The organism is Acidovorax sp. FW305-C-20-28, from assembly GCF_058783375.1.
Map to the genome: position 1 here is coordinate 217,372 of NZ_JBYSYM010000007.1, position 21,676 is coordinate 239,047.

Consider the following 21,676-nt stretch of genomic DNA (forward strand, 5'->3'; position numbering starts at 1 on the left):
TTTCATGGAGCCAAGAAAGGAGGGCGTTTTCAGCATGTTTCGCTGCCTTTCTTGCGCACGATCCGCCCCCCTATGCCTATGCACAGGCGTGCCGCGCTGCTGTCGGTGATGGTCTTGCCCTGGGGCATGACTTCGAAGAACAGATTGGTAGGTACGCCGGCCCCTGCGCCCGTGGAGTGCGAGGCCATCCCCCAGCGGTCGACAACGATCTTGCCTGTGGTATTGCCGGCCAGGGTCACCGCAATCCGGGTGGGGTCTGTCACGGTTTGCAGCGGGCATTCATTGGGCACGACGGCAGGGTTGCAGGCATCCTGGTTGCCATTGGCATTCACATCGAAAAACACCACCCACCCACATCCCCACTGCGTCGGGCCGCTGCCGTTGGTGCAGGTGGGGGCATTGGTGCTGTTGGAGTCATTCTTCTGGATGATGACATTGCCGCTGCGTTTGATGGCTTCCGACCGGGCGAAATACATGGTGGATGTCATGCCCTCGGAGACGTCGCGCACCCGCCAACGCTCGATCAGGGGCCTGAAGCTGGGCCCGGCCAGGGCGGTCAGAATCGCCACAATGGCCACGACGACCATGAGCTCGATGGCCGTAAACCCGCCACTGGGGTGCGCAGCTCCGCCGGGTGTGCGGATTGCTGAACGACGGTGAAGGCTCGGTACTTGCATGATTTTCATATTAGGTGACCGGATGTGACGTGACCATGGAGTGCTGACCAGTGGCATGGAAGCCGGGACGAGCGGCCAAAAGAGGGGCGCAACGAGGGCATCTCGCCTGTACTTCCCTTGCAAGGCGTGGGTTGTCATGCCCGCCGCTTCATATTTCCTGTTGCATTTGAGATCTTTTTGCCGCTTGCGTTTGGCGGGCTGTTCTTGGACGCATTTTGGGTGCCCCCGCAGGCTTCGGCAAGCCAAAAAGACCCATCTTGCAGGGTGCGGGTTATAATCCGATGGTTTTGCATGGTGCAAGACGCACGCCACCGGCCTTTCCAGCGGGTGGCGCAAGTAAAAACCGGGGTCTTTGGCGCTCTGCCGCAGACCTCATCCAAGGAAAAACCAAATGATCGCATCCTCCATCAAGGCCGAAGTCGTCAAGGCCAACGCCCGCGCTGCCAACGATACCGGCAGCCCAGAAGTGCAAGTGGCCCTGCTGACGGCCCGCATCAACGAACTGACCCCCCACTTCAAGACGCATGCCAAGGACCACCACGGTCGCCGCGGCCTGCTGCGCATGGTGAGCCGTCGTCGCAAGCTGCTGGACTACCTCAAGGCCAAGGACGCCGACCGTTACACCGCGCTGATCGCCAAGCTGGGTCTGCGCAAGTAAGCTGCATCGCATGCAAAAACGCCTGGGTTAGTCCGCTAGCTCAGGCGTTTTTTACTTCGGAGCCGCAAAACAGAGCGAAGCTGTGTCATTCCAACGGGCCTGCCGCCGCCGCTGCGGGGTCAGGTCCGCTGGAATGGCATCGTGTTCTGAATTGCACTCCAAGCCTCGCTGGCATTGCATTGCCAGCTACAACAAAAGGAGCTGAACATGAGCATTTTCAACAAGGTCACCAAGACCTTCCAATGGGGCGACAAGACCGTCGTCATGGAAACGGGTGAAGTCGCCCGCCAGGCCTCCGGCGCCGTGCTGGTGAACATCGACGACACCGTGGTGCTGGCCACCGTGGTGGGTTCCAAGTCGGCCAAGCCCGGCCAGGACTTCTTTCCCCTGACCGTCGACTACATCGAGAAAACCTATGCCGCCGGCAAGATCCCTGGCAGCTTCTTCAAGCGCGAAGCCAAGCCCAGCGAGCACGAAACGCTGACCAGCCGCCTGATCGACCGCCCGATCCGCCCGCTGTTCCCCGAAGGCTTCTTCAACGAAGTGCACGTGGTGATCCACACCGTCTCGCTGAACCCTGAAGTCGACGCCGACATCGCCGCCCTGATCGCCACCAGCGCTGCGCTGGCCATCTCTGGCATCCCGTTCAATGGTCCCATCGGTGCCGCCCGTGTGGGCTACATCAATGGCGAATACGTGCTCAACCCTGGCCAGACCGCGCGCAAGAGCTCGCAGATGGACCTGGTAGTGGCCGGTACCGAAGCCGCCGTGCTGATGGTGGAGTCCGAAGCCCAGCAGCTGTCCGAAGAAATCATGCTCGGCGCCGTGGTCTTCGGCCACCAGCAGGGCAACATCGCCATCAACGCCATCCATGACCTGGTGCGCGACGCCGGCAAGCCCGCATGGACGTGGCAAGCGCCCGCCAAGGACGAAGCCCTGATCGCCAAGGTCGGTGCTCTGGCCGACGAGAAGCTCGCCGCCGCCTACCAGATCCGCAACAAGCAAAGCCGCACGCAAGCCTGCCGCGAGGCCTATGCCTCCGTGATGGCGGGCCTCAAGGCCGAAGGCGTGGAATTCGACGCCGTCAAGGTCGAAGGCATGCTGTTCGACATCGAAGCGCGCCTGGTGCGCAGCCAGATCCTGGCCGGCGAGCCGCGCATCGATGGCCGCGACACGCGCACCGTGCGCCCCATCGAGATCCGCAACAGCGTGCTGCCACGTGCCCACGGCTCGGCCCTGTTCACGCGCGGTGAAACCCAGGCGCTGGTCGTGACCACGCTGGGTACCGAGCGCGATGCCCAGCGCATCGACGCGCTGGCCGGCGAGTACGAAGACCGCTTCATGATGCACTACAACATGCCTCCCTTCGCCACCGGCGAAGTGGGCCGCATGGGCTCCACCAAGCGCCGCGAAATCGGCCACGGCCGCCTGGCCAAGCGCGCGCTGGTCGCCGTGCTGCCGACCAAGGAAGAGTTCCCCTACACCGTGCGCGTGGTCTCGGAAATCACCGAGTCCAACGGCTCCTCGTCCATGGCTTCGGTCTGCGGCGGCTGCCTGTCGATGATGGACGCCGGCGTGCCCATGAAGGCGCACGTGGCCGGTATCGCCATGGGCCTGATCAAGGACGCCAATCGCTTCGCCGTGCTGACCGACATCCTGGGCGATGAGGACCACCTGGGCGACATGGACTTCAAGGTGGCGGGTACCACCGCTGGCATCACCGCGCTGCAGATGGACATCAAGATCCAGGGCATCACCAAGGAAATCATGCAGGTCGCCCTGGCCCAGGCCAAGGAAGCCCGCATCCACATCCTGGGCAAGATGCAGGAAGCCATGGGCGAAGCCAAGGCCGAAGTCTCGAACTTCGCGCCCAAGCTGTACACCATGAAGATCAACCCCGAGAAGATCCGTGACGTGATCGGCAAGGGCGGCGCCGTGATCCGTGCGCTGACCGAAGAGACCGGCTGCCAGATCAACATCGAGGAAGACGGCACCATCACCATCGCCGCCACCGACGCTGCCAAGGCCGATGAAGCCAAGCGCCGCATCGAGCAGATCACGGCCGAAGTCGAAATCGGCAAGGTCTACGAAGGCCCTGTGACCAAGATCCTGGACTTCGGCGCCCTGATCAACCTGCTGCCCGGCAAGGATGGCCTGCTGCACATCAGCCAGATCGCGCACGAGCGCGTCGAGCGTGTGGGTGACTACCTGACCGAAGGCCAGATCGTGAAGGTCAAGGTCATGGAAACCGATGAAAAGGGCCGCATCAAGCTGTCCATGAAGGCCCTGGCCGAGCGTCCTGCCGGCGGTGGCTTCAGCGACCGCCCTGCGCCCGCAGAGCGCGGCGACCGCGAGCCCCGCCGCGACCACGGTCGTGACCGCCAGCCTGTGGATCAGCAACAACAACAGCAACAGCAACAGCAGTAACCTGCGGCGCATGCTGCCAGTGGATGGCGCGATCGGCCGGTGCAATGGCTGATCCGCCGTCCTTTTTTGCCACTGCAGGTGTGCAGGGCTGCGGCAACTGCGGTGTTCCCCGATGACAACAACCTCTCCAATGCAAGCGGTGGAAATTTCCGCGTTCGGCGCGCCGGACGTGCTGCGCCTGGGCGAGCGCCCTGTGCCTGTTCCAGGTGCTGGCGAGCTGCTGATACGTGTGGGTGCCAGCGGCATCAACCGCCCCGACGTGCTGCAGCGCATGGGCCACTACGCACCCCCGCCTGGCACCTCCGACCTTCCGGGTCTGGAGGTGGCGGGTGTGGTGGAGGCGGGCGATGCAGCGGCCATGGCCCAGGCGGGCCTGGCCATTGGCGACCGTGTCTGTGCGCTGGTGGCGGGTGGTGGCTATGCCCAGTGGTGTGTTGCGCCGGTGGAGCAGTGCCTGCCGGTGCCGGCGGGCTTCAGCGACATCGAGGCGGCCTCGCTGCCCGAGACCTTCTTCACGGTGTGGAGCAATGTCTTTGACCGCGGCCGCCTGCAGGCGGGTGAAACCCTGCTGATCCAGGGGGGCACCAGTGGCATCGGCGTCACGGCCATCCAGCTGGCGCGTGCCTTTGGTGCCACTGTGATCGCGACCGCTGGCAGCGATGAAAAGTGCCAGGCCTGTCTGGACCTGGGGGCGCACCACGCCATCAACTACAAGTCCCAGGACTTCGTGGCCGAGGCCAAGCGCATCACCGACGGCAAAGGGGTGGATGTGGTGCTGGACATGGTCGCGGGCAGCTATGTCGCGCGCGAAGTCGAGTGCCTGGCCGAGGATGGTCGCATCGTCATCATCGCTGTGCAGGGTGGGGTCAAGGGCGAGGTCAATGCCGGCCTGGTGCTGCGCCGCAGGCTCACCATCACCGGCTCCACGCTGCGTCCGCGCTCCGTGGCCTTCAAGGGTGCGATCGCCCGCGCGCTGCGCGAGCGGGTGTGGCCCTTGCTGGCGGCCGGTGCCGTGCGCCCGGTCATCCACGGCACGTTCGCGGCGGCCGATGCGGCCCAGGCGCATGCGCTGATGGAATCCAACCAGCACATTGGCAAGATTGTTTTGACGTGGTGAACGGAACATGAAAAAGAAGCTCATCGCAGGCAACTGGAAGATGAACGGCGGCCTGGCTGCCAACGAGGCCTTGCTCAAGGCATTGCGCGACGGCATGGCGGCCTTTGCATCGCCATGCGACGTGGCGGTGGCCGTGCCGGCGCCTTACCTGGCGCAGGTGCAGGCCCTGGTCGCCGGCTCGGGCATTGCCCTGGCGGCCCAGGATGTATCGGCCCATGAGCAGGGCGCCTACACCGGCGAGGTGTCGGCTGCCATGCTCAAGGAGTTCGGTGCGCGCTATGTGCTGGTGGGGCATTCCGAGCGCCGCCAGTACCATGGCGAGACCGATGCCGTTGTGGCCATCAAGGCGCAGCGCGCGCTGGCGCTCGGTGTCACGCCCATCGTCTGCGTGGGTGAAACCCTGGCCGAGCGCGATGCCGGCGAGACCGAGGCGGTCGTCAAGCGCCAGCTGGCTGCGGTGATCCACCTCAATGGCCACTGCATCAGCGAGATCGTGGTGGCCTATGAGCCGGTCTGGGCCATCGGCACGGGCCGCACGGCCACGCCCGCGCAGGCCCAGGCGGTGCATGCCGTGCTGCGCGCGCAGCTGGCCCTGGCCAGCGGGCATGCCGAGCGTGTCCACCTGCTCTATGGCGGCAGCATGAATGCCGCGAACGCGGCCGAACTGCTGGCGCAGCCGGACATCGATGGTGGCCTGGTGGGCGGTGCCTCGCTCAAGGCGGCCGATTTCTTGCAGATCATGGGGGCGGCCTCGGTGGGCCGCGCCTGAAGTTATCCAAATCAGGAGTGAACAGAGAATGAATGTGATCGTGAATGTGATTCTGGCGGTGCAGATGCTGACCGCGCTGGGAATGATCGGCTTGATCCTGATCCAGCACGGCAAGGGTGCCGACATGGGGGCGGCCTTTGGCAGTGGCAGCTCGGGCAGCCTGTTCGGTGCCAGCGGTAGTGCCAACTTCCTGTCGCGCACCACGGCGGTTCTGGCGGCTGTGTTCTTCGCTGCCACGCTGGCTCTGGCATACTTCGGCAATGCACGCCCCGCCAGTTCTGGCAGCGTGCTCGAAGCGCCTGCAGCGGCTTCGCCTGCGCCTGCGGCGTCGGGTGCAGCCCCTGCGGTGATTCCTGTGCCTGTGGTGCCGGCTTCCGGTGCGGCGCAGATCCCGACCAAATAATCTGCACTAATTTGGGCCCTGTTCCGCGAAGCAGGGTTTTTACGGAGTAGAATCCTGGATTGTCTGGAAAGCCAAAACCGCAAGGTTCCTCATGCCATCCAGGCACATACATCCAGCCGTCGTGGTGAAATTGGTAGACACGCTATCTTGAGGGGGTAGTGGCGAAAGCTGTGCGAGTTCGAGTCTCGCCGACGGCACCAAAACAAAGGCCTCCCCGCTTGACCCGCCCAGGGTCAAGTCGGGCCAGGCCACAGCGGTGAGCACATCCTCCAGATGAACCTCGATCAGTACCTCCCCGTCCTCTTGTTCATCCTGGTCGGCATCGCCGTTGGCGTCGTGCCCCTGGTCATCGGATATGTCCTCGGTCCCAACCGCCCGGACGACGCCAAGAATTCTCCCTACGAGTGTGGCTTTGAAGCCTTCGAGGATGCGCGCATGAAGTTCGACGTGCGCTACTACCTCGTCGCCATTCTCTTCATCCTGTTCGACCTCGAAATCGCGTTCCTTTTCCCGTGGGCGGTCACGCTGCACGAGGTGGGTGCTGCTGGTTTCGTTGCCGTGGTGATCTTCCTGACGATCCTCGTCGTGGGCTTTGCCTACGAGTGGAAAAAGGGCGCCCTCGACTGGGAATGACAGCGGGCTTCAACAAGGACTGATGCAATGATTGAAGGCGTGATGAAGGAAGGCTTCATCACCACGAGCTATGACTCCGTGGTGAATTGGGCCAAGACCGGCTCGCTCTGGCCCATGACCTTCGGTCTGGCCTGCTGCGCTGTCGAAATGATGCACGCGGCGGCTGCCCGCTACGACATCGGCCGCTTCGGCGCCGAAGTGTTCCGCGCCAGCCCCCGCCAGTCCGATCTGATGATCGTGGCCGGCACGCTGTGCAACAAGATGGCGCCCGCGCTGCGCAAGGTGTACGACCAGATGTCCGAGCCCCGCTGGGTGCTGTCCATGGGTTCGTGCGCCAACGGTGGCGGCTACTACCACTACAGCTACTCCGTGGTGCGCGGCTGCGACCGCATCGTGCCCGTGGATGTCTACGTGCCAGGCTGCCCGCCCACGGCCGAAGCGCTGATCTACGGCATCATCCAGCTGCAGCAGAAGATCCGCCGCACCAACACCATTGCGCGCGTCTGAGGGTTGACGATGACATCTGTTGCCATTCGCCCTGAAAAAATCCAGGAAACCGTTGCCGCCGTGCTGGGCGACAAGGTCCGCAAGATCCAGGTGGCCCTCGGTGAGGTCACCGTCACCGTCTCCGCTGCCGACTACCTGGTTGCCATGCAGCAGCTGCGCGATGCGCCCGGCTGCCAGTTCGAGCAGCTGGTCGACCTGTGCGGCGTGGACTACTCGGCCTATGCCGACGAGGTCAACGAAGGCGCGCGCTACTGCGTGGTCTCGCACCTGCTGTCGGTCAGCCTGAACCAGCGCCTGCGCGTCAAGGTGTTCTGCGCCGACGACGATTTCCCGGTCGTGGCCTCGGTCTCCGACCTCTGGAACTCCGCCAACTGGTACGAACGCGAGGCCTTCGACCTGTTCGGCATCGTGTTCGACGGCCACAACGACCTGCGCCGCATCCTGACCGACTACGGCTTCATCGGCCACCCCTTCCGCAAGGACTTCCCGCTGTCCGGCCATGTCGAGATGCGCTACGACACCGAGCAGCGCCGGGTGGTCTACGAGCCCGTCTCGATCGAGCCGCGCGAGATCACGCCGCGCATCATCCGCGAAGACAAGTACGGAGGCCTGCACTGAGGCGCCGCGCGCCCCACGTGAACCACCATGGCTGAAATCAAGAACTACTCCCTGAACTTCGGACCGCAGCACCCGGCAGCGCACGGCGTGCTGCGCCTGGTGCTCGAGCTCGACGGCGAAGTCGTCCAGCGCGCCGACCCGCACATCGGCCTGCTGCACCGCGCCACTGAAAAGCTGGCCGAGCACAAGACCTACATCCAGTCGCTGCCCTACATGGACCGCCTGGACTACGTGTCCATGATGTCCAACGAGCACGCCTACTGCCTGGCCATCGAAAAGCTGCTGGGCCTGGAAGTGCCCGTGCGTGCGCAGTACATCCGCGTGATGTTCTCCGAGATCACGCGCCTGCTCAACCACCTGATGTGGCTTGGTTCGCACGGCAATGACTGCGGCAGCTCCACCATCCTGATCTACACCTTCCGCGAGCGCGAAGACCTGTTCGACATGTACGAAGCCGTCTCCGGCGCGCGCATGCATGCGGCCTACTTCCGTCCGGGTGGCGTCTACCGCGACCTGCCGGACAGCATGCCGCAGTACAAGGTCAGCAAGATCAAGAACGCCAAGGCCCTGGAGGCCATGAACCAGAACCGCCAGGGTTCGCTGCTGGACTTCATCGACGACTTCACCAAGCGCTTCCCGGGCTGTGTGGACGAGTACGAGACCCTGCTCACCGAGAACCGCATCTGGAAGCAGCGCACCGTGGGCATCGGCGTGGTGCCACCCGAGCGTGCGCTCAACCTGGGCATGACCGGGCCCATGATCCGCGGCTCCGGCATCGCCTGGGACCTGCGCAAGACCCAGCCCTACGATGTCTACGACCGCATGGACTTCGACATCCCGGTGGGCAAGACGGGCGACTGCTATGACCGCTACCTCGTGCGTGTGCAGGAGATGCGCGAGTCCAACCGCATCATCAAGCAGTGCGTGGACTGGCTGCGCGCCAATCCCGGTCCTGTCATTACCGACAACCACAAGGTGGCTGCGCCCGATCGTGAATCCATGAAGTCGAACATGGAGGAGCTGATCCACCATTTCAAGCTCTTCACCGAAGGTTTTCACGTGCCCGAAGGCGAGGCCTATGCCGCCGTTGAGCACCCCAAGGGCGAGTTCGGCATCTACCTGGTGAGCGATGGCGCCAACAAGCCCTACCGCCTGAAGATCCGTGCCCCGGGCTTCGCGCACCTGGCCACGCTGGACGAGATGGCCCGCGGCCACATGATCGCCGACGCCGTGGCCATCATCGGCACCATGGATATCGTGTTCGGGGAGATCGACCGATGAGCAGCAGCAATACCAAGATCACCGAGGCCACGCTGGCGCGCTTTGCGCGCGAAGTGGCCAAGTACCCGCCCGAGCAGAAGCAATCGGCCGTGATGGCCTGCCTGTCTATCGTGCAGCAGGAGCAGGGCTGGGTCAGCGCCGAGAGCGAGGCCGTGATCGCCGACTACCTGGGCATGGCCCAGATCGCGGTGCACGAAGTCACCACGTTCTACAACATGTACAACCAGCAGCCGACGGGCAAGTACAAGCTCAACGTCTGCACCAACCTGCCTTGCCAGCTGCGCGACGGCCAGAAGGCGCTGCACCACCTCGAGAAGAAGCTCGGCGTGGCCATGGGCGAGACCACGGCCGATGGCCTGTTCACGCTGCAGCAGTGCGAGTGCCTGGGCGCCTGCGCCGATGCACCTGTGATGCTGGTCAACGACCGCACCATGTGCAGCTTCATGGACAACGACAAGCTCGACCAGTTGGTGGACGGCCTGCGCGCTGCGGAAGGACAAGCATGACCACCGCCGCACAGATCCTCTCGCAGTTCCAGGCCACCGGCGTCCAGACCTGCTTCCACGACCGCCACATCGAGCCGCAGATCTATGCGGGTCTGGACGGCACCAACTGGAGCATCAAGGACTACGAAGCGCGCGGCGGCTACCAGGCGCTGCGCAAGATCCTGGCCACGGGCGAAGGCGAAGGCCTGACCCAGGACCAGGTGATCGCCACCGTCAAGGAATCGGGCCTGCGTGGCCGCGGCGGTGCGGGCTTCCCCACCGGCCTCAAGTGGAGCTTCATGCCCCGCTCGTTCCCCGGCCAGAAGTACCTGGTGTGCAACTCTGACGAGGGCGAGCCAGGTACCTGCAAGGACCGCGACATCCTGCAGTTCAACCCGCACATCGTCATCGAAGGCATGATCATCGCGGCCTACGCGATGGGCATCTCCGTGGGCTACAACTACATCCACGGCGAAATCTTCCAGACCTACGACCGCTTCGAAGAAGCGCTCGAAGAGGCGCGTGCCGCCGGCTACCTGGGCGACAAGATCCTGGGCAGCAACTTCAGCTTCCAGCTGCACGCTGCGCACGGCTTCGGCGCCTACATCTGCGGCGAAGAGACCGCGCTGCTCGAATCGCTCGAAGGCAAGAAGGGCCAGCCGCGCTTCAAGCCGCCGTTCCCGGCCAGCTTCGGCCTGTACGGCAAGCCCACCACGATCAACAACACCGAGACCTTCGCGGCCGTGCCGTGGATCATCCGCAACGGTGGCCAGGCCTACCTGGAGTGCGGCAAGCCCAACAACGGCGGCACCAAGATCTTCTCGGTCTCGGGCGACGTGGAAAAGCCCGGCAACTACGAAGTGCCCATGGGCACGCCGTTCGCCAAGCTGCTCGAACTGGCCGGTGGCGTGCGCAAGGGCCGCCAGCTCAAGGCCGTGATCCCGGGCGGCTCGTCCTCCCCGGTGCTGCCGGCTTCCATCATCATGGAATGCACGCTGGACTACGACTCCATCGCCAAGGCCGGCTCCATGCTGGGCTCGGGTGCCGTGATCGTGATGGACGATTCCCGCAGCATGGTCGAGAGCCTGCTGCGCCTGTCTTATTTCTACTCGCACGAGTCCTGCGGCCAGTGCACGCCGTGCCGTGAAGGCACGGGCTGGATGTGGCGCGTGATCGACCGGATCCAGCACGGCCAGGGGCGCGATGGCGACCTGAACCTGCTCAATTCGGTGGCAGACAACATCCAGGGCCGCACCATCTGTGCGCTGGGTGACGCAGCGGCCATGCCGGTGCGCGCCATGATCAAGCACTTCCGTCCGGAATTCGAAGCGCTGATCCGCAAAGAGACCCCTCAGGCTGCCGCCTGATCGCGAGAAACGCACGCATATGGTTGAAATCGAACTCGACGGGCAGAAGGTAGAAGTCGCCGAAGGCTGCATGGTGATGCATGCAGCCGAGAAGGCCGGCACCTACATCCCCCACTTCTGCTACCACAAGAAGCTTTCCATCGCCGCCAACTGCCGCATGTGCCTGGTGGACGTGGAAAAAGCCCCCAAGCCCATGCCCGCCTGCGCCACGCCCGTGACGCAGGGCATGATCGTGCGCACCAAGAGCGACAAGGCCATCAAGGCCCAGCAGTCGGTCATGGAATTCCTGCTCATCAACCACCCGCTGGATTGCCCCATCTGCGACCAGGGCGGTGAGTGCCAGCTGCAGGATCTGGCCGTGGGCTACGGCGGTTCCTCCTCGCGCTACGAGGAAGAAAAGCGCGTGGTCTTCCACAAGGACGTAGGCCCGCTGATCTCCATGGAAGAGATGAGCCGCTGCATCCACTGCACCCGCTGCGTGCGCTTCGGCCAGGAAGTGGCCGGCGTGATGGAGCTCGGGATGATCCACCGCGGCGAGCACTCCGAGATCACCACCGTGGTGGGCGATACCGTGGACTCCGAGCTGTCGGGCAACATGATCGACATCTGCCCCGTGGGCGCGCTCACGAGCAAGCCGTTCCGCTACAGCGCCCGCACCTGGGAACTGTCGCGCCGCCGCTCGGTCAGCCCGCACGACTCCACCGGTGCCAACCTGATCGTCCAGGTCAAGAACCACAAGGTCATGCGCGTCGTTCCGTTCGAGAACGAAGCCGTCAACGAGTGCTGGATCGCCGACCGCGATCGCTTCTCGTACGAATCGCTCAACAGCGACGAGCGCCTGACCCAGCCCATGCTCAAGCAGGGCGGCGTCTGGAAGACCGTCGACTGGCAGACCGCGCTCGAGTACGTGGCCAACGGCCTCAAGAACATCAAGAACGACCATGGCGCCAACAGCATCGGCGCCCTGGTGAGCCCGCACAGCACGCTCGAAGAGCTGTACCTGGCCTCCGCGCTGGTGCGCGGCCTGGGCAGCGACAGCATCGACTACCGCCTGCGCAACGCCGAATTCGCCACCTATGAAGGCGCCCGCTGGCTGGGCACGTCCATCGCCTCGCTGTCCACGCTGCAGCGCGTGCTGGTCGTGGGCTCCAACCTGCGCAAGGACCACCCGCTGTTCGCTCAGCGCATCCGCCAGGCCGCGCGCCATGGCTGCCAGGTCAGCGTGGTCGACTCGGCCCTGGCCGACTGGGCCCTGCCCGTGAAGCACTCGCTGCTGCAGGGCGCCGGCCAATGGCTGCAGGCCCTGGGCAGCATCGCTGTCGCCGTGGCCCAGGAAAAGGGTGTGGCTGCCCCCGCAGGCGCCGGTGAAGCCACCGAAGCCGCACTGGCCATCGCCCGCTCGCTGCTGGGCGGTGAGCGCAAGGCCGTGCTGCTGGGCAATGCCGCCGCGCACCATGGCCAGGCTACGCAACTGCTGGCCCTGGCCAACTGGATCGGCGAGCAGACTGGCGCCACCGTGGGCTACCTGACCGAAGCCGCCAACACCGTGGGTGCCCAGTTCGCAGGTGCACGCCCTGTGGGCAACGGCCTGAACGCAGGCCAGATGCTGGCTGGCGGTCTCAAGGCCGTGCTGCTGCTCAACACCGAGCCGGCCTTCGACGCCGCCAACGGCGCCCAGGCTGCTGCCGCCATCGGCCAGGCCCAGATGGTCGTGACCATGAGCCCGTTCAAGGCCAACATGGACATCAGCGACGTGCTGCTGCCCATCGCCCCGTTCACCGAAACCTCGGGCAGCTTCGTCAACGCCGAAGGCCGCCTGCAGAGCTTCCACGCCGTGGTGCGCCCGCTGGGCGACGCGCGCCCCGCCTGGAAGGTGCTGCGCGTGCTGGCCAACGTGCTGGGCGTGCCGGGCTTCGACTTCGAGACCTCGCAGGACGTGCTGGCCCGTGCCACCAACGCCCCTGCCGGCCAGCTGACCATGCTGGCTGCGGACCAGCTGTCCAATGCCGCGGGCCAGGTGCCCCAGGCCGGCGCCAGCGTGGGCGAGCCCGCCGTGGCCGCGATCTACCAGCTCGATGGCCTGGTGCGCCGCGCCACCTCGCTGCAACTGACCGCCGACGCCCGCAACACCGCCACAGCCGCTGAAGGAGTGCCCGCATGATTGACGCGCTGTACAACGGGGGGCTCAACCTCCTGCCGTTCGGCTGGTGGACGGCTGCGGCCTGGCCTGTGCTCTGGATCCTGCTCAAGATCGTCGTGATCGTTGCGCCCCTGATGGGCGCGGTGGCCTACCTCACGCTGTGGGAGCGCAAGCTCCTCGGTTTCATGCAGGTGCGCCACGGCCCCAACCGCGTGGGCCCCATGGGCCTGCTGCAGCCTCTGGCCGACGGCCTGAAGCTGATGACCAAGGAAATCATCCAGCCCGCGGCCGCGAGCAAGGGCCTGTTCGTGCTGGGCCCGCTGATGGCCATCATGCCGGCGCTGGCCGCCTGGGTGGCGATTCCCTTCGGTCCCGATGTGGCCCTGGCCAACGTCAACGCCGGCCTGCTGCTGGTGATGGCGATTACCTCCATCGAAGTCTATGGCGTGATCATCGCCGGCTGGGCATCGAACTCCAAGTACGCCTTCCTGGGCGCACTGCGCGCCTCGGCGCAGATGGTGAGCTATGAAATCGCCATGGGCTTCTGCTTCCTGGTGGTGATCATGGTCTCGGGCAGCATGAACCTGACCGAGATCGTGATGTCGCAGGGCAAGGGCATGGCTGCCGACAAGGGCCTGGTCTTCCTGTCCTGGAACTGGCTGCCGCTGCTGCCGATCTTCCTGGTGTACCTGATCTCCGGCGTGGCCGAGACCAACCGCCACCCCTTCGACGTGGTCGAAGGCGAAGCCGAAATCGTGGCCGGCCACATGGTCGAGTACTCGGGCATGGGCTTTGCCGTGTTCTTCCTGGCCGAATACGCCAGCATGTGGCTGGTGTCCATCCTGGCGGCGCTGATGTTCCTGGGCGGCTGGCTGTCGCCCATCGACAGCGTGCTGTTCAACTGGATCCCGGGCTGGATCTGGCTCGGTATCAAGACCTTCATCGTGGTCTCCATGTTCATCTGGATCCGCGCCACCTTCCCCCGCTTCCGCTATGACCAGATCATGCGCCTGGGTTGGAAGATCTTCATTCCGGTCACCCTGGTGTGGCTGCTCATCGTCGGCGGGTGGTTGCTCTCGCCATGGAATATCTGGAAGTAAGCGGGGACACACATGACTGCTGCTGTTGCTGCCGCACCTTTTTCGTTCAAGGATTTCTTCAAGAGCTTTCTGCTCGTGGAGCTCTTCAAGGGCATGGCCCTGACGGGCCGCTACGCGTTCCGCCGCAAGGTGACCGTGCAGTTCCCTGAAGAGAAGACACCTTTGTCGCCGCGTTTCCGCGGCCTGCACGCGCTGCGCCGTTACGACAACGGCGAAGAGCGCTGCATTGCCTGCAAGCTGTGCGAGGCCGTGTGCCCCGCCATGGCCATCACCATCGAATCCGATGTGCGCACCGACGGCTCGCGCCGCACCACGCGCTACGACATCGACCTGACCAAGTGCATCTTCTGCGGTTTCTGCGAAGAGAGCTGTCCGGTCGACTCCATCGTCGAGACGCACATCTTCGAATACCACGGCGAAAAGCGTGGCGACCTGTACTTCACCAAGGACATGCTTCTGGCCGTCGGTGACAAGTACGAGGGTGAGATTGCCGCAGCCAAGGCTGCGGACGCCAAGTACCGCTGAGTGAGCGGTCGCGATCCCATCCATCCCGTCGCCAGACTTTCTATAAAGACCTGATTCATGGACGCCAAGACTGGTTTCTTCTACCTCTTCTCGGTCGTGCTGCTGTTTGCAGCCTTCCGGGTGATCACCGCGCGCAACCCCGTGCATGCGGTGCTCTACCTCATCCTGGCTTTCTCGCAGGCCGCAGCCGTGTGGCTGCTGCTCAAGGCCGAGTTCCTGGCCATTGCCCTGGTGCTGGTGTACCTGGGCGCGGTGATGGTGCTGTTCCTGTTCGTGGTGATGATGCTGGACATCCACATCGACTCCGTGCGCAAGGGCTTCTGGAAGCATTTCCCGCTCGCGGCCTTCGTGGGCGCGCTGATCGCGCTGGAAATGGCTGCCGTGCTGATGGGCGGTTTCCGCGGCATGGAAGAGCCCAAGGCCGCAGCGGTCGTGGTCGACGCGGCCGGCAAGGTCGTGCAGTACTCCAACACCAAGGAGCTGGGCAAGCTCCTGTACACCCAGTACCTGTACCCTGTTGAAATCGCTGCCGTGATCCTGCTGGTGGCCATGATCGCCGCCATCGCCCTGACCCTGCGCCAGCGCAAGGACAGCAAGGCCATCAGCCCGTCCGAGCAGATCCGCGTGCGTGCCGCCGACCGCCTGGAAGTGGTCAAGGTCGCCGCCACGCAAAAGCCGGCCGCCGAAGTACCGGCCGAGCCCGCCGCCGAGGAGAAGAAGCCATGACGTTGACCCTGGGACATTTTCTTTCGCTGGGCGCGATGCTGTTCGCGCTCGCGGTGATCGGCATCTTCCTGAACCGCAAGAACCTGATCGTGCTGCTCATGGCCATCGAGCTGATGCTGCTGGCCGTGAACATGAACTTCGTGGCGTTCTCGCACTACCTGGGTGACATGCACGGACAGGTGTTCGTGTTCTTCATCCTGACGGTGGCCGCGGCCGAGTCGGCCATCGGCCTGGCCATTCTGGTGCTGCTGTTCCGCAACAAGTCCAGCATCAACGCGGAAGACCTCAACACCCTCAAGGGCTGATGAGCCACCCGAATTCCCAAGGTTCTCAAGAATGAGTCAAACCCTCTCTGCTTCAACGCTCCTGGCCGTGCCGCTGGCACCGCTGGCGGGCGCACTGCTGGCCGGCATCTTCGGCACGACCTTCGGCGGCAACTGGATCGGCCGCCGGCTGAGCCACACCTTGACCATCCTGGGCGTGCTGGTGGCGTTCATCCTGTCGGCCATGACGCTCAAGAGCGTGGCGGTCGATGGCGCGCGCTTCAACGAGACGCTCTACACCTGGATGGTGGTGGGCGGCCTGAAGATGGAAGTGGGCTTCCTGATCGACAGCCTCACCGCCATGATGATGGTGGTGGTGACCTTCGTGTCGCTGATGGTGCACATCTACACCATCGGCTACATGGAAGAGGACGAGGGCTACAACCGCTTCTTCGCCTACATCTCGCTGTTCACGTTCTCCATGCTCATGCTGGTCATGAGCAACAACCTGCTGCAGCTGTTCTTCGGCTGGGAAGCCGTGGGCCTGGTGTCCTACCTGCTGATCGGCTTCTGGTTCAACAAGCCCACGGCGATCTTCGCCAACATGAAGGCCTTCCTGGTCAACCGCGTGGGTGACTTCGGCTTCATCCTGGGCATCGGCCTGATCGCCGCCTACACCGGCACCCTGAACTACAGCGAGATCTTCGCCAAGTCGGGCGAGCTCGGCGGTCTGCCGTTCCCCGGCACCGACTGGATGCTGATCACCGTGATCTGCATCTGCCTGTTCATCGGCGCCATGGGCAAGTCCGCCCAGTTCCCGCTGCACGTCTGGCTGCCCGACTCGATGGAAGGCCCGACCCCCATCTCGGCGCTGATCCACGCGGCCACCATGGTGACCGCCGGCATCTTCATGGTGTCGCGCATGTCGCCGCTGTTCGAGTTGTCGGACACGGCCCTCAACCTCATCCTGATCGTCGGCTCCATCACGGCGCTGTTCATGGGTTTCCTGGGCATCATCCAGAACGACATCAAGCGCGTGGTGGCCTACTCCACGCTGTCGCAGCTCGGCTACATGACCGTGGCGCTGGGCGCGTCGGCCTACTCGGTCGCCGTGTTCCACCTGATGACCCACGCCTTCTTCAAGGCCCTGCTGTTCCTCGGTGCCGGCTCGGTCATCATGGGCATGCACCACAACCAGGACATCCGCTGGATGGGCGGCGTGCGCAAGTACATGCCCATCACCTGGATCACCTCGCTGCTGGGTTCGCTGGCACTGATCGGCACGCCCCTGTTCTCGGGCTTCTACTCCAAGGACAGCATCATCGAGGCCGTGCACTTCAGCCACCTGCCGGCGGCGCACTTCGCGCACTTCGCCGTGCTCGCCGGCGTGTTCGTCACGGCGTTCTACTCGTTCCGCATGTACTTCCTGGTCTTCCACGGCAAGGAGCGTTTCGACCAGAACCCCGACGCACACCACGACGACCACCATGGCCACGGCCATGACGACCACCACAGCCACGATCCGCACGAGTCTCCCTGGGTGGTGACGGTGCCGCTGGTGCTGCTGGCGATCCCTTCGGTGGTGGTGGGCTTCCTGTTCATCCAGCCCATGCTGTTCGGCGACTTCTTCAAGGACGTGATCTTTGTTGACGCGGCCAAGCACCCCGCCATGGCCAAGCTGGCCGAGATCTTCCACGGCCCCGTGGGCATGGCCCTGCACGGCCTGCAGACTGCGCCGTTCTGGCTGGCCGCTGCCGGCGTGGCCCTGTCGTACTACATGTACATGGTGAACCCGGCCCTGCCGGCGGCCATCAAGCGCATGTGCATGCCCATCTACACCCTGTTCGAGAACAAGTACTACCTCGACTGGATCAACGAGAACATCCTGGCGCGCGGTGCGCGTGCCCTGGGTACCGGCCTGTGGAAGGGCGGCGATCAGGCCATCATCGATGGCGCGCTGGTCAACGGCTCCTGGAAGCTCGTGCGCGGCGTCGCTGGCGTGGTGCGCTGGGTGCAGACCGGCTTCATCTTCCACTATGCCCTGGTGATGATCCTCGGTGTGTTTGCTCTGATGACCTGGTTCGTCTGGGGCGATGTCTTCATGCAGCTCATCAAGAAATAAGGAAAACAACAAAATGGGTCTGTTGAGTCTTGCCATCTGGGTGCCGATCGCCTTCGGCGCGGTGCTGCTCGCGCTCGGCCGCGACGAGCATGCCCCGGCCGTGCGCTGGCTGGCGCTGCTGGGGTCGGTCATCGGCTTCATCGTCACGATCCCGCTCTACCAGGGCTTCAAGCTCGGTACCGCGGCCATGCAGTTCGTCGAGAAGTTCGAGTGGATCGAACGCTTCAACGTGCACTACCACCTGGGCGTGGACGGCATCTCCTTCTGGTTCGTGCCGCTCACGGCCTTCATCACCGTGATCGTGGTGATCGCCTCGTGGGAGGCCATCACCGAGCGCGTGAACCAGTACATGGGCGCGTTCCTGATCCTGTCGGGCCTGATGATCGGCGTGTTCAGCGCGCTCGACGGCATCCTGTTCTACGTGTTCTTCGAAGCCACGCTGATCCCGATGTACCTGATCATCGGTATCTGGGGCGGCCCCAACAAGATCTACGCAGCGTTCAAGTTCTTCCTGTACACGCTGCTCGGCTCGCTCTTGATGCTGATCGCGCTGATCTTCCTGTACAACCAGTCCGGCGGCAGCTTCGACATCGGCACCTGGCACAAGCTGCCTCTGAGCGCCACGGCCCAGACGATGCTGTTCTTCGCCTTCTTCGCGGCCTTCGCGGTGAAGGTGCCGATGTGGCCGGTGCACACCTGGCTGCCCGACGTGCACGTGGAAGCGCCCACCGGCGGCTCCGCCGTGCTGGCAGCCATCATGCTGAAGCTCGGTGCCTACGGCTTCCTGCGTTTCTCCATGCCCATCGCCCCCGATGCTGCACGCGAGTGGGCCTGGCTGATGATCGCGCTGTCGCTGATCGCCGTGATCTACGTGGGCCTGGTGGCCATGGTCCAGAAGGACATGAAGAAGCTGGTGGCCTACTCGTCCGTGGCACACATGGGCTTCGTGACCCTGGGCTTCTTCATCTTCAACGACCTGGGCGTCTCCGGCGGCCTGGTGCAGATGATTGCCCACGGTTTTGTTTCGGGCGCGATGTTCCTGTCCATCGGCGTGCTGTACGACCGCGTGCATTCCCGCGAGATCGCAGCCTACGGCGGCGTGGTCAACACCATGCCCAACTTCACGGCCTTTGCGCTGCTGTTCGCCATGGCCAACTGCGGCCTGCCGGGCACCGCTGGCTTCGTGGGCGAATGGATGGTGATCCTGGGCGCGACCAAGGCCAACTTCTGGATCGGCCTGGCCTCGGCCACGGCCCTGATCTTCGGCGCCGCCTACACCCTGTGGATGTTCAAGCGCGTGTACCTGGGCCCGGTGGCCAACGACCACGTCAAGGAGCTCACCGACATCAACAGCCGCGAGTTCCTCGTGATGTCGCTGCTGGCGATCGCCGTGCTGGCCATGGGCCTGTACCCACGCCCCTTCACGGACGTGATGGACACCTCGGTCGCGGAACTGCTCAAGCATGTGGCGCTGTCCAAGCTGAACTGACCAGACTGAACAGAGAGATTCGAGATGATTGACAACATCAGCTGGCTAGCGATTTACCCCGAAATCGTGCTCCTGGTCATGGGCTGCGTGATCGCGCTCGTGGACCTGGGCGTCAAGAGCCCCCGCCGCACGGCCACCTACGTGCTGACCATGCTCACCCTGGCCCTGGTGGCCGCCCTGCAGGCCATGTACGCCAGCACCGGCAGCACCTTCTACGGCTTCGGCAACATGGTGGTCAGCGATGCCATGGGCAACTGGCTCAAGTGCTTCGCCACCGTGGCCGTGATGGTCACCCTGGTCTATGGCCGCCCCTACGCGGCCGACCGCGACATGATGCGCGGCGGCGAGATCTTCACGCTGTCGATGTTCGCGCTCCTGGGCATGTTCATCATGATCTCGGGCAACAACTTCCTCATGCTCTACCTGGGCCTGGAACTGCTGACCCTGTCGAGCTACGCCCTGGTGGCCCTGCGCCGCGACAATGCCACCGCCACCGAAGCGGCGATGAAGTACTTCGTGCTCGGCGCCATGGCCAGCGGCTTCCTGCTGTACGGCCTGTCCATGGTCTACGGCGCCACGGGCTCGCTCGATATCGGCCAGGTGTTCAAGGCCGTCAATTCCGGCCAGATCCGCCACCAGGTGCTGGTGTTCGGCCTGGTGTTCGTGGTCGCCGGCCTGGCGTTCAAGCTCGGTGTCGTGCCTTTCCACATGTGGATCCCCGACGTCTACCAGGGCGCTCCCACGGCCATCACGCTGATGATCGGCGGCGCGCCCAAGCTGGCGGCCTTCGCCATCACCATCCGCCTGCTGGTGGACGGCCTGCTGCCCCTGGCCATCGACTGGCAGCAGATGCTCGGTGTGCTGGCCATCGGCTCGCTGCTGGTGGGTAACCTCGCCGCCATCGCCCAGACCAACCTCAAGCGCATGCTGGCCTACTCGACCATCTCGCAGATGGGCTTCGTGCTGCTGGGCCTGATGTCCGGCGTGGTCAATGGCAACGTCGAGGCCGCGGCCGTCGAGAATGCCTACAGCGCTTCCATGTTCTACGTGGTGAGCTATGTGCTGACCACCCTGGCCGCGTTCGGCGTGATCCTGCTGCTGGCCCGCGAAGGCTTCGAGAGCGAAGAGATCGCCGATTTCGCCGGCCTGAACCAGCGCAGCCCGCTGTACGCCGCCGTGATGGCCGTGTGCCTGTTCTCCATGGCCGGCATCCCGCCCATGGTCGGCTTCTACGCCAAGCTGTCGGTGCTGCAGGCCCTGGTGGCCTCGGGCCAGGCGGCCTACATCGCCCTGGCGGTGTTCGCGGTCATCATGTCGCTGATCGGCGCCTTCTACTACCTGCGCGTCGTGAAGGTCATGTACTTCGACGCACCGCTCACGGCCACCAGCGTCTCGGCCCCGGTGGACGTGCGCGTGGTGCTCACCATCAACGGCGCCCTGGTGCTGGTGCTCGGCCTGCTGCCCGGCGGCCTGATGGCCCTGTGCGCCGAAGCCGTGGTGCGCGCCCTGGCGACCTGACCGCCGCAGCAACTGCAGGACGGCTTCCATGTCCCTGACCGGCTCCATCTGGCTGGTGATCGTGGCGGCCTTCATCGCCGCCAACCTGCCTTTCGCCAACCAGCGCTGGCTGGTGGTGGGGCCGGTGGCCCAGCCGAAGAAGGGGCTGGCATTTCGTCTGGCCGAACTGGTTCTGGCCTATTTCCTCGTGGGTGGGCTGGCCCTGCTGCTGGAGCGCAGGGCCGGGCAGATCGCTCCCCAGGGCTGGGAGTTCTATGCCATCACCGGCACGCTGTTCCTGACCCTGGCCTTCCCCGGCTTCGTCTACCGCTACCTGCTGCGCCGCCACGGCTGAGCGGGTACGCTTTGCTCCTTTCTTCCACTGCGGACCTTTCGACCATGAAAGTGCTCGACCTGCACTGCCACGCGGGCCATGTCTTCGAAGGCTGGTTCGCCTCGGAAGACGATTTCCAAAGCCAGCACCAACGCGGGCTGGTGCAGTGCCCGTTCTGTGGCGATTCCAGCATTTCCAAGCGCCTGAGCGCCCCGCGCCTGAACCTGGGCGCCAAGCCGCCAGCAGTTCCCGCAGGCAAGCCGACGGCGGCTGCGACTTCCCCGGGCCAGGACTCCGTGGCCCTGCCCCCGGCCCTGCAGGCCGCCTGGATGGAACTGGCGCGCAAGATCGCCGCCAACACCGAGGACGTGGGCGCGCGCTTTGCCGACGAAGCCCGCCGCATGCACCACGGCGAGACCGAAGAGCGCGCCATCCGTGGCCAGGCCACGCCCGACGAGGCCGCGCAACTGCTGGACGAAGGCATTGCGGTGCTGCCGCTGCCACTGCCGGTGGCTGCCAAGGAAACCCTGCACTGAGC

At 64.4% G+C, this 21,676-nt stretch carries 22 protein-coding genes and 1 tRNA gene; 22 read left to right on the forward strand and 1 reads right to left on the reverse strand.

Annotated features, from left to right (window positions below; all coding sequences use genetic code 11):
• Positions 1-29: 29 nt before the first annotated feature.
• On the reverse strand, positions 30-686 hold the full coding sequence (locus tag AC3WOH_RS11150) for a GspH/FimT family pseudopilin (protein ID WP_492229409.1): 657 nt from the start codon (positions 684-686) through the stop codon (positions 30-32).
• A 382-nt stretch (positions 687-1,068) separates the two neighbouring features.
• Between AC3WOH_RS11150 and rpsO the strand changes: the two genes are divergently transcribed.
• The 22 genes from rpsO to AC3WOH_RS11260 all read left to right on the forward strand — a co-directional run bounded on the left by rpsO (position 1,069) and on the right by AC3WOH_RS11260 (position 21,674).
• On the forward strand, positions 1,069-1,335 hold the full coding sequence (rpsO, locus tag AC3WOH_RS11155; RefSeq protein ID WP_005793232.1) for a 30S ribosomal protein S15: 267 nt from the start codon (positions 1,069-1,071) through the stop codon (positions 1,333-1,335).
• Between the two features lie 207 nt (positions 1,336-1,542).
• Positions 1,543-3,762: a polyribonucleotide nucleotidyltransferase gene (pnp, locus tag AC3WOH_RS11160; RefSeq protein WP_492229410.1), complete on the forward strand. Its 2,220-nt coding sequence runs from the start codon at positions 1,543-1,545 to the stop codon at positions 3,760-3,762.
• 130 nt (positions 3,763-3,892) lie between these two features.
• Complete coding sequence (locus tag AC3WOH_RS11165) at positions 3,893-4,879, forward strand: NAD(P)H-quinone oxidoreductase (RefSeq protein ID WP_492229411.1); 987 nt, start codon at positions 3,893-3,895, stop codon at positions 4,877-4,879.
• A 7-nt stretch (positions 4,880-4,886) separates the two neighbouring features.
• On the forward strand, positions 4,887-5,648 hold the full coding sequence (tpiA, locus tag AC3WOH_RS11170; RefSeq protein ID WP_492229412.1) for a triose-phosphate isomerase: 762 nt from the start codon (positions 4,887-4,889) through the stop codon (positions 5,646-5,648).
• A 28-nt stretch (positions 5,649-5,676) separates the two neighbouring features.
• Positions 5,677-6,051, forward strand: coding sequence for a preprotein translocase subunit SecG (gene secG, locus AC3WOH_RS11175; protein ID WP_492229413.1), 375 nt, complete (start codon positions 5,677-5,679; stop codon positions 6,049-6,051).
• Between the two features lie 115 nt (positions 6,052-6,166).
• Positions 6,167-6,251, forward strand: a tRNA-Leu gene (locus AC3WOH_RS11180).
• Positions 6,252-6,324: 73 nt separating this feature from the next.
• Complete coding sequence (locus AC3WOH_RS11185; protein WP_007849128.1) at positions 6,325-6,684, forward strand: NADH-quinone oxidoreductase subunit A; 360 nt, start codon at positions 6,325-6,327, stop codon at positions 6,682-6,684.
• A 27-nt stretch (positions 6,685-6,711) separates the two neighbouring features.
• Positions 6,712-7,191, forward strand: coding sequence for a NuoB/complex I 20 kDa subunit family protein (locus AC3WOH_RS11190; protein WP_007849129.1), 480 nt, complete (start codon positions 6,712-6,714; stop codon positions 7,189-7,191).
• A gap of 9 nt (positions 7,192-7,200) precedes the next feature.
• A complete protein-coding gene (locus AC3WOH_RS11195) occupies positions 7,201-7,809 on the forward strand; it encodes an NADH-quinone oxidoreductase subunit C (protein WP_492229414.1) in 609 nt (202 codons plus the stop codon).
• 27 nt (positions 7,810-7,836) lie between these two features.
• Complete coding sequence (locus tag AC3WOH_RS11200) at positions 7,837-9,090, forward strand: NADH-quinone oxidoreductase subunit D (RefSeq protein WP_184858307.1); 1,254 nt, start codon at positions 7,837-7,839, stop codon at positions 9,088-9,090.
• A complete protein-coding gene (nuoE, locus tag AC3WOH_RS11205; protein WP_184858310.1) occupies positions 9,087-9,596 on the forward strand; it encodes an NADH-quinone oxidoreductase subunit NuoE in 510 nt (169 codons plus the stop codon). Before AC3WOH_RS11200 ends, nuoE begins: the two co-directional genes overlap by 4 nt.
• Positions 9,593-10,942, forward strand: coding sequence for an NADH-quinone oxidoreductase subunit NuoF (gene nuoF, locus AC3WOH_RS11210; protein WP_492229415.1), 1,350 nt, complete (start codon positions 9,593-9,595; stop codon positions 10,940-10,942). The genes nuoE and nuoF overlap by 4 nt, the downstream gene beginning before the upstream one ends.
• A 19-nt stretch (positions 10,943-10,961) precedes the next feature.
• Positions 10,962-13,103, forward strand: a complete 2,142-nt coding sequence (gene nuoG, locus AC3WOH_RS11215; RefSeq protein ID WP_492229416.1) for an NADH-quinone oxidoreductase subunit NuoG — start codon at positions 10,962-10,964, stop codon at positions 13,101-13,103.
• Positions 13,100-14,182 carry an NADH-quinone oxidoreductase subunit NuoH gene (gene nuoH / locus AC3WOH_RS11220; protein ID WP_492229417.1) on the forward strand — a complete coding sequence of 361 codons (1,083 nt, stop codon included), beginning with the start codon at positions 13,100-13,102 and terminating at the stop codon, positions 14,180-14,182. The genes nuoG and nuoH overlap by 4 nt, the downstream gene beginning before the upstream one ends.
• 12 nt (positions 14,183-14,194) lie before the next feature.
• Positions 14,195-14,707 (forward strand): NADH-quinone oxidoreductase subunit NuoI, encoded by a 513-nt coding sequence (gene nuoI, locus AC3WOH_RS11225; protein ID WP_492229418.1) that lies wholly within the window; start codon positions 14,195-14,197, stop codon positions 14,705-14,707.
• Between the two features lie 57 nt (positions 14,708-14,764).
• On the forward strand, positions 14,765-15,433 hold the full coding sequence (locus AC3WOH_RS11230) for an NADH-quinone oxidoreductase subunit J (RefSeq protein ID WP_184858321.1): 669 nt from the start codon (positions 14,765-14,767) through the stop codon (positions 15,431-15,433).
• The gene (gene nuoK, locus AC3WOH_RS11235) at positions 15,430-15,738 is read left to right on the forward strand and encodes an NADH-quinone oxidoreductase subunit NuoK (RefSeq protein WP_005793248.1); all 309 of its coding nucleotides are present in this window, start codon (positions 15,430-15,432) and stop codon (positions 15,736-15,738) included. Before AC3WOH_RS11230 ends, nuoK begins: the two co-directional genes overlap by 4 nt.
• 31 nt (positions 15,739-15,769) lie before the next feature.
• Positions 15,770-17,818 carry an NADH-quinone oxidoreductase subunit L gene (gene nuoL / locus AC3WOH_RS11240; RefSeq protein ID WP_184858323.1) on the forward strand — a complete coding sequence of 683 codons (2,049 nt, stop codon included), beginning with the start codon at positions 15,770-15,772 and terminating at the stop codon, positions 17,816-17,818.
• A 13-nt stretch (positions 17,819-17,831) separates the two neighbouring features.
• Complete coding sequence (locus AC3WOH_RS11245) at positions 17,832-19,307, forward strand: NADH-quinone oxidoreductase subunit M (protein ID WP_492229419.1); 1,476 nt, start codon at positions 17,832-17,834, stop codon at positions 19,305-19,307.
• A 24-nt stretch (positions 19,308-19,331) separates the two neighbouring features.
• Complete coding sequence (gene nuoN / locus AC3WOH_RS11250; protein ID WP_184858327.1) at positions 19,332-20,825, forward strand: NADH-quinone oxidoreductase subunit NuoN; 1,494 nt, start codon at positions 19,332-19,334, stop codon at positions 20,823-20,825.
• 28 nt (positions 20,826-20,853) lie between these two features.
• On the forward strand, positions 20,854-21,159 hold the full coding sequence (locus AC3WOH_RS11255; protein WP_184858329.1) for a DUF2818 family protein: 306 nt from the start codon (positions 20,854-20,856) through the stop codon (positions 21,157-21,159).
• Positions 21,160-21,203: 44 nt separating this feature from the next.
• Positions 21,204-21,674, forward strand: coding sequence for a DUF1178 family protein (locus tag AC3WOH_RS11260; RefSeq protein WP_492229420.1), 471 nt, complete (start codon positions 21,204-21,206; stop codon positions 21,672-21,674).
• Positions 21,675-21,676 lie beyond the last annotated feature (2 nt).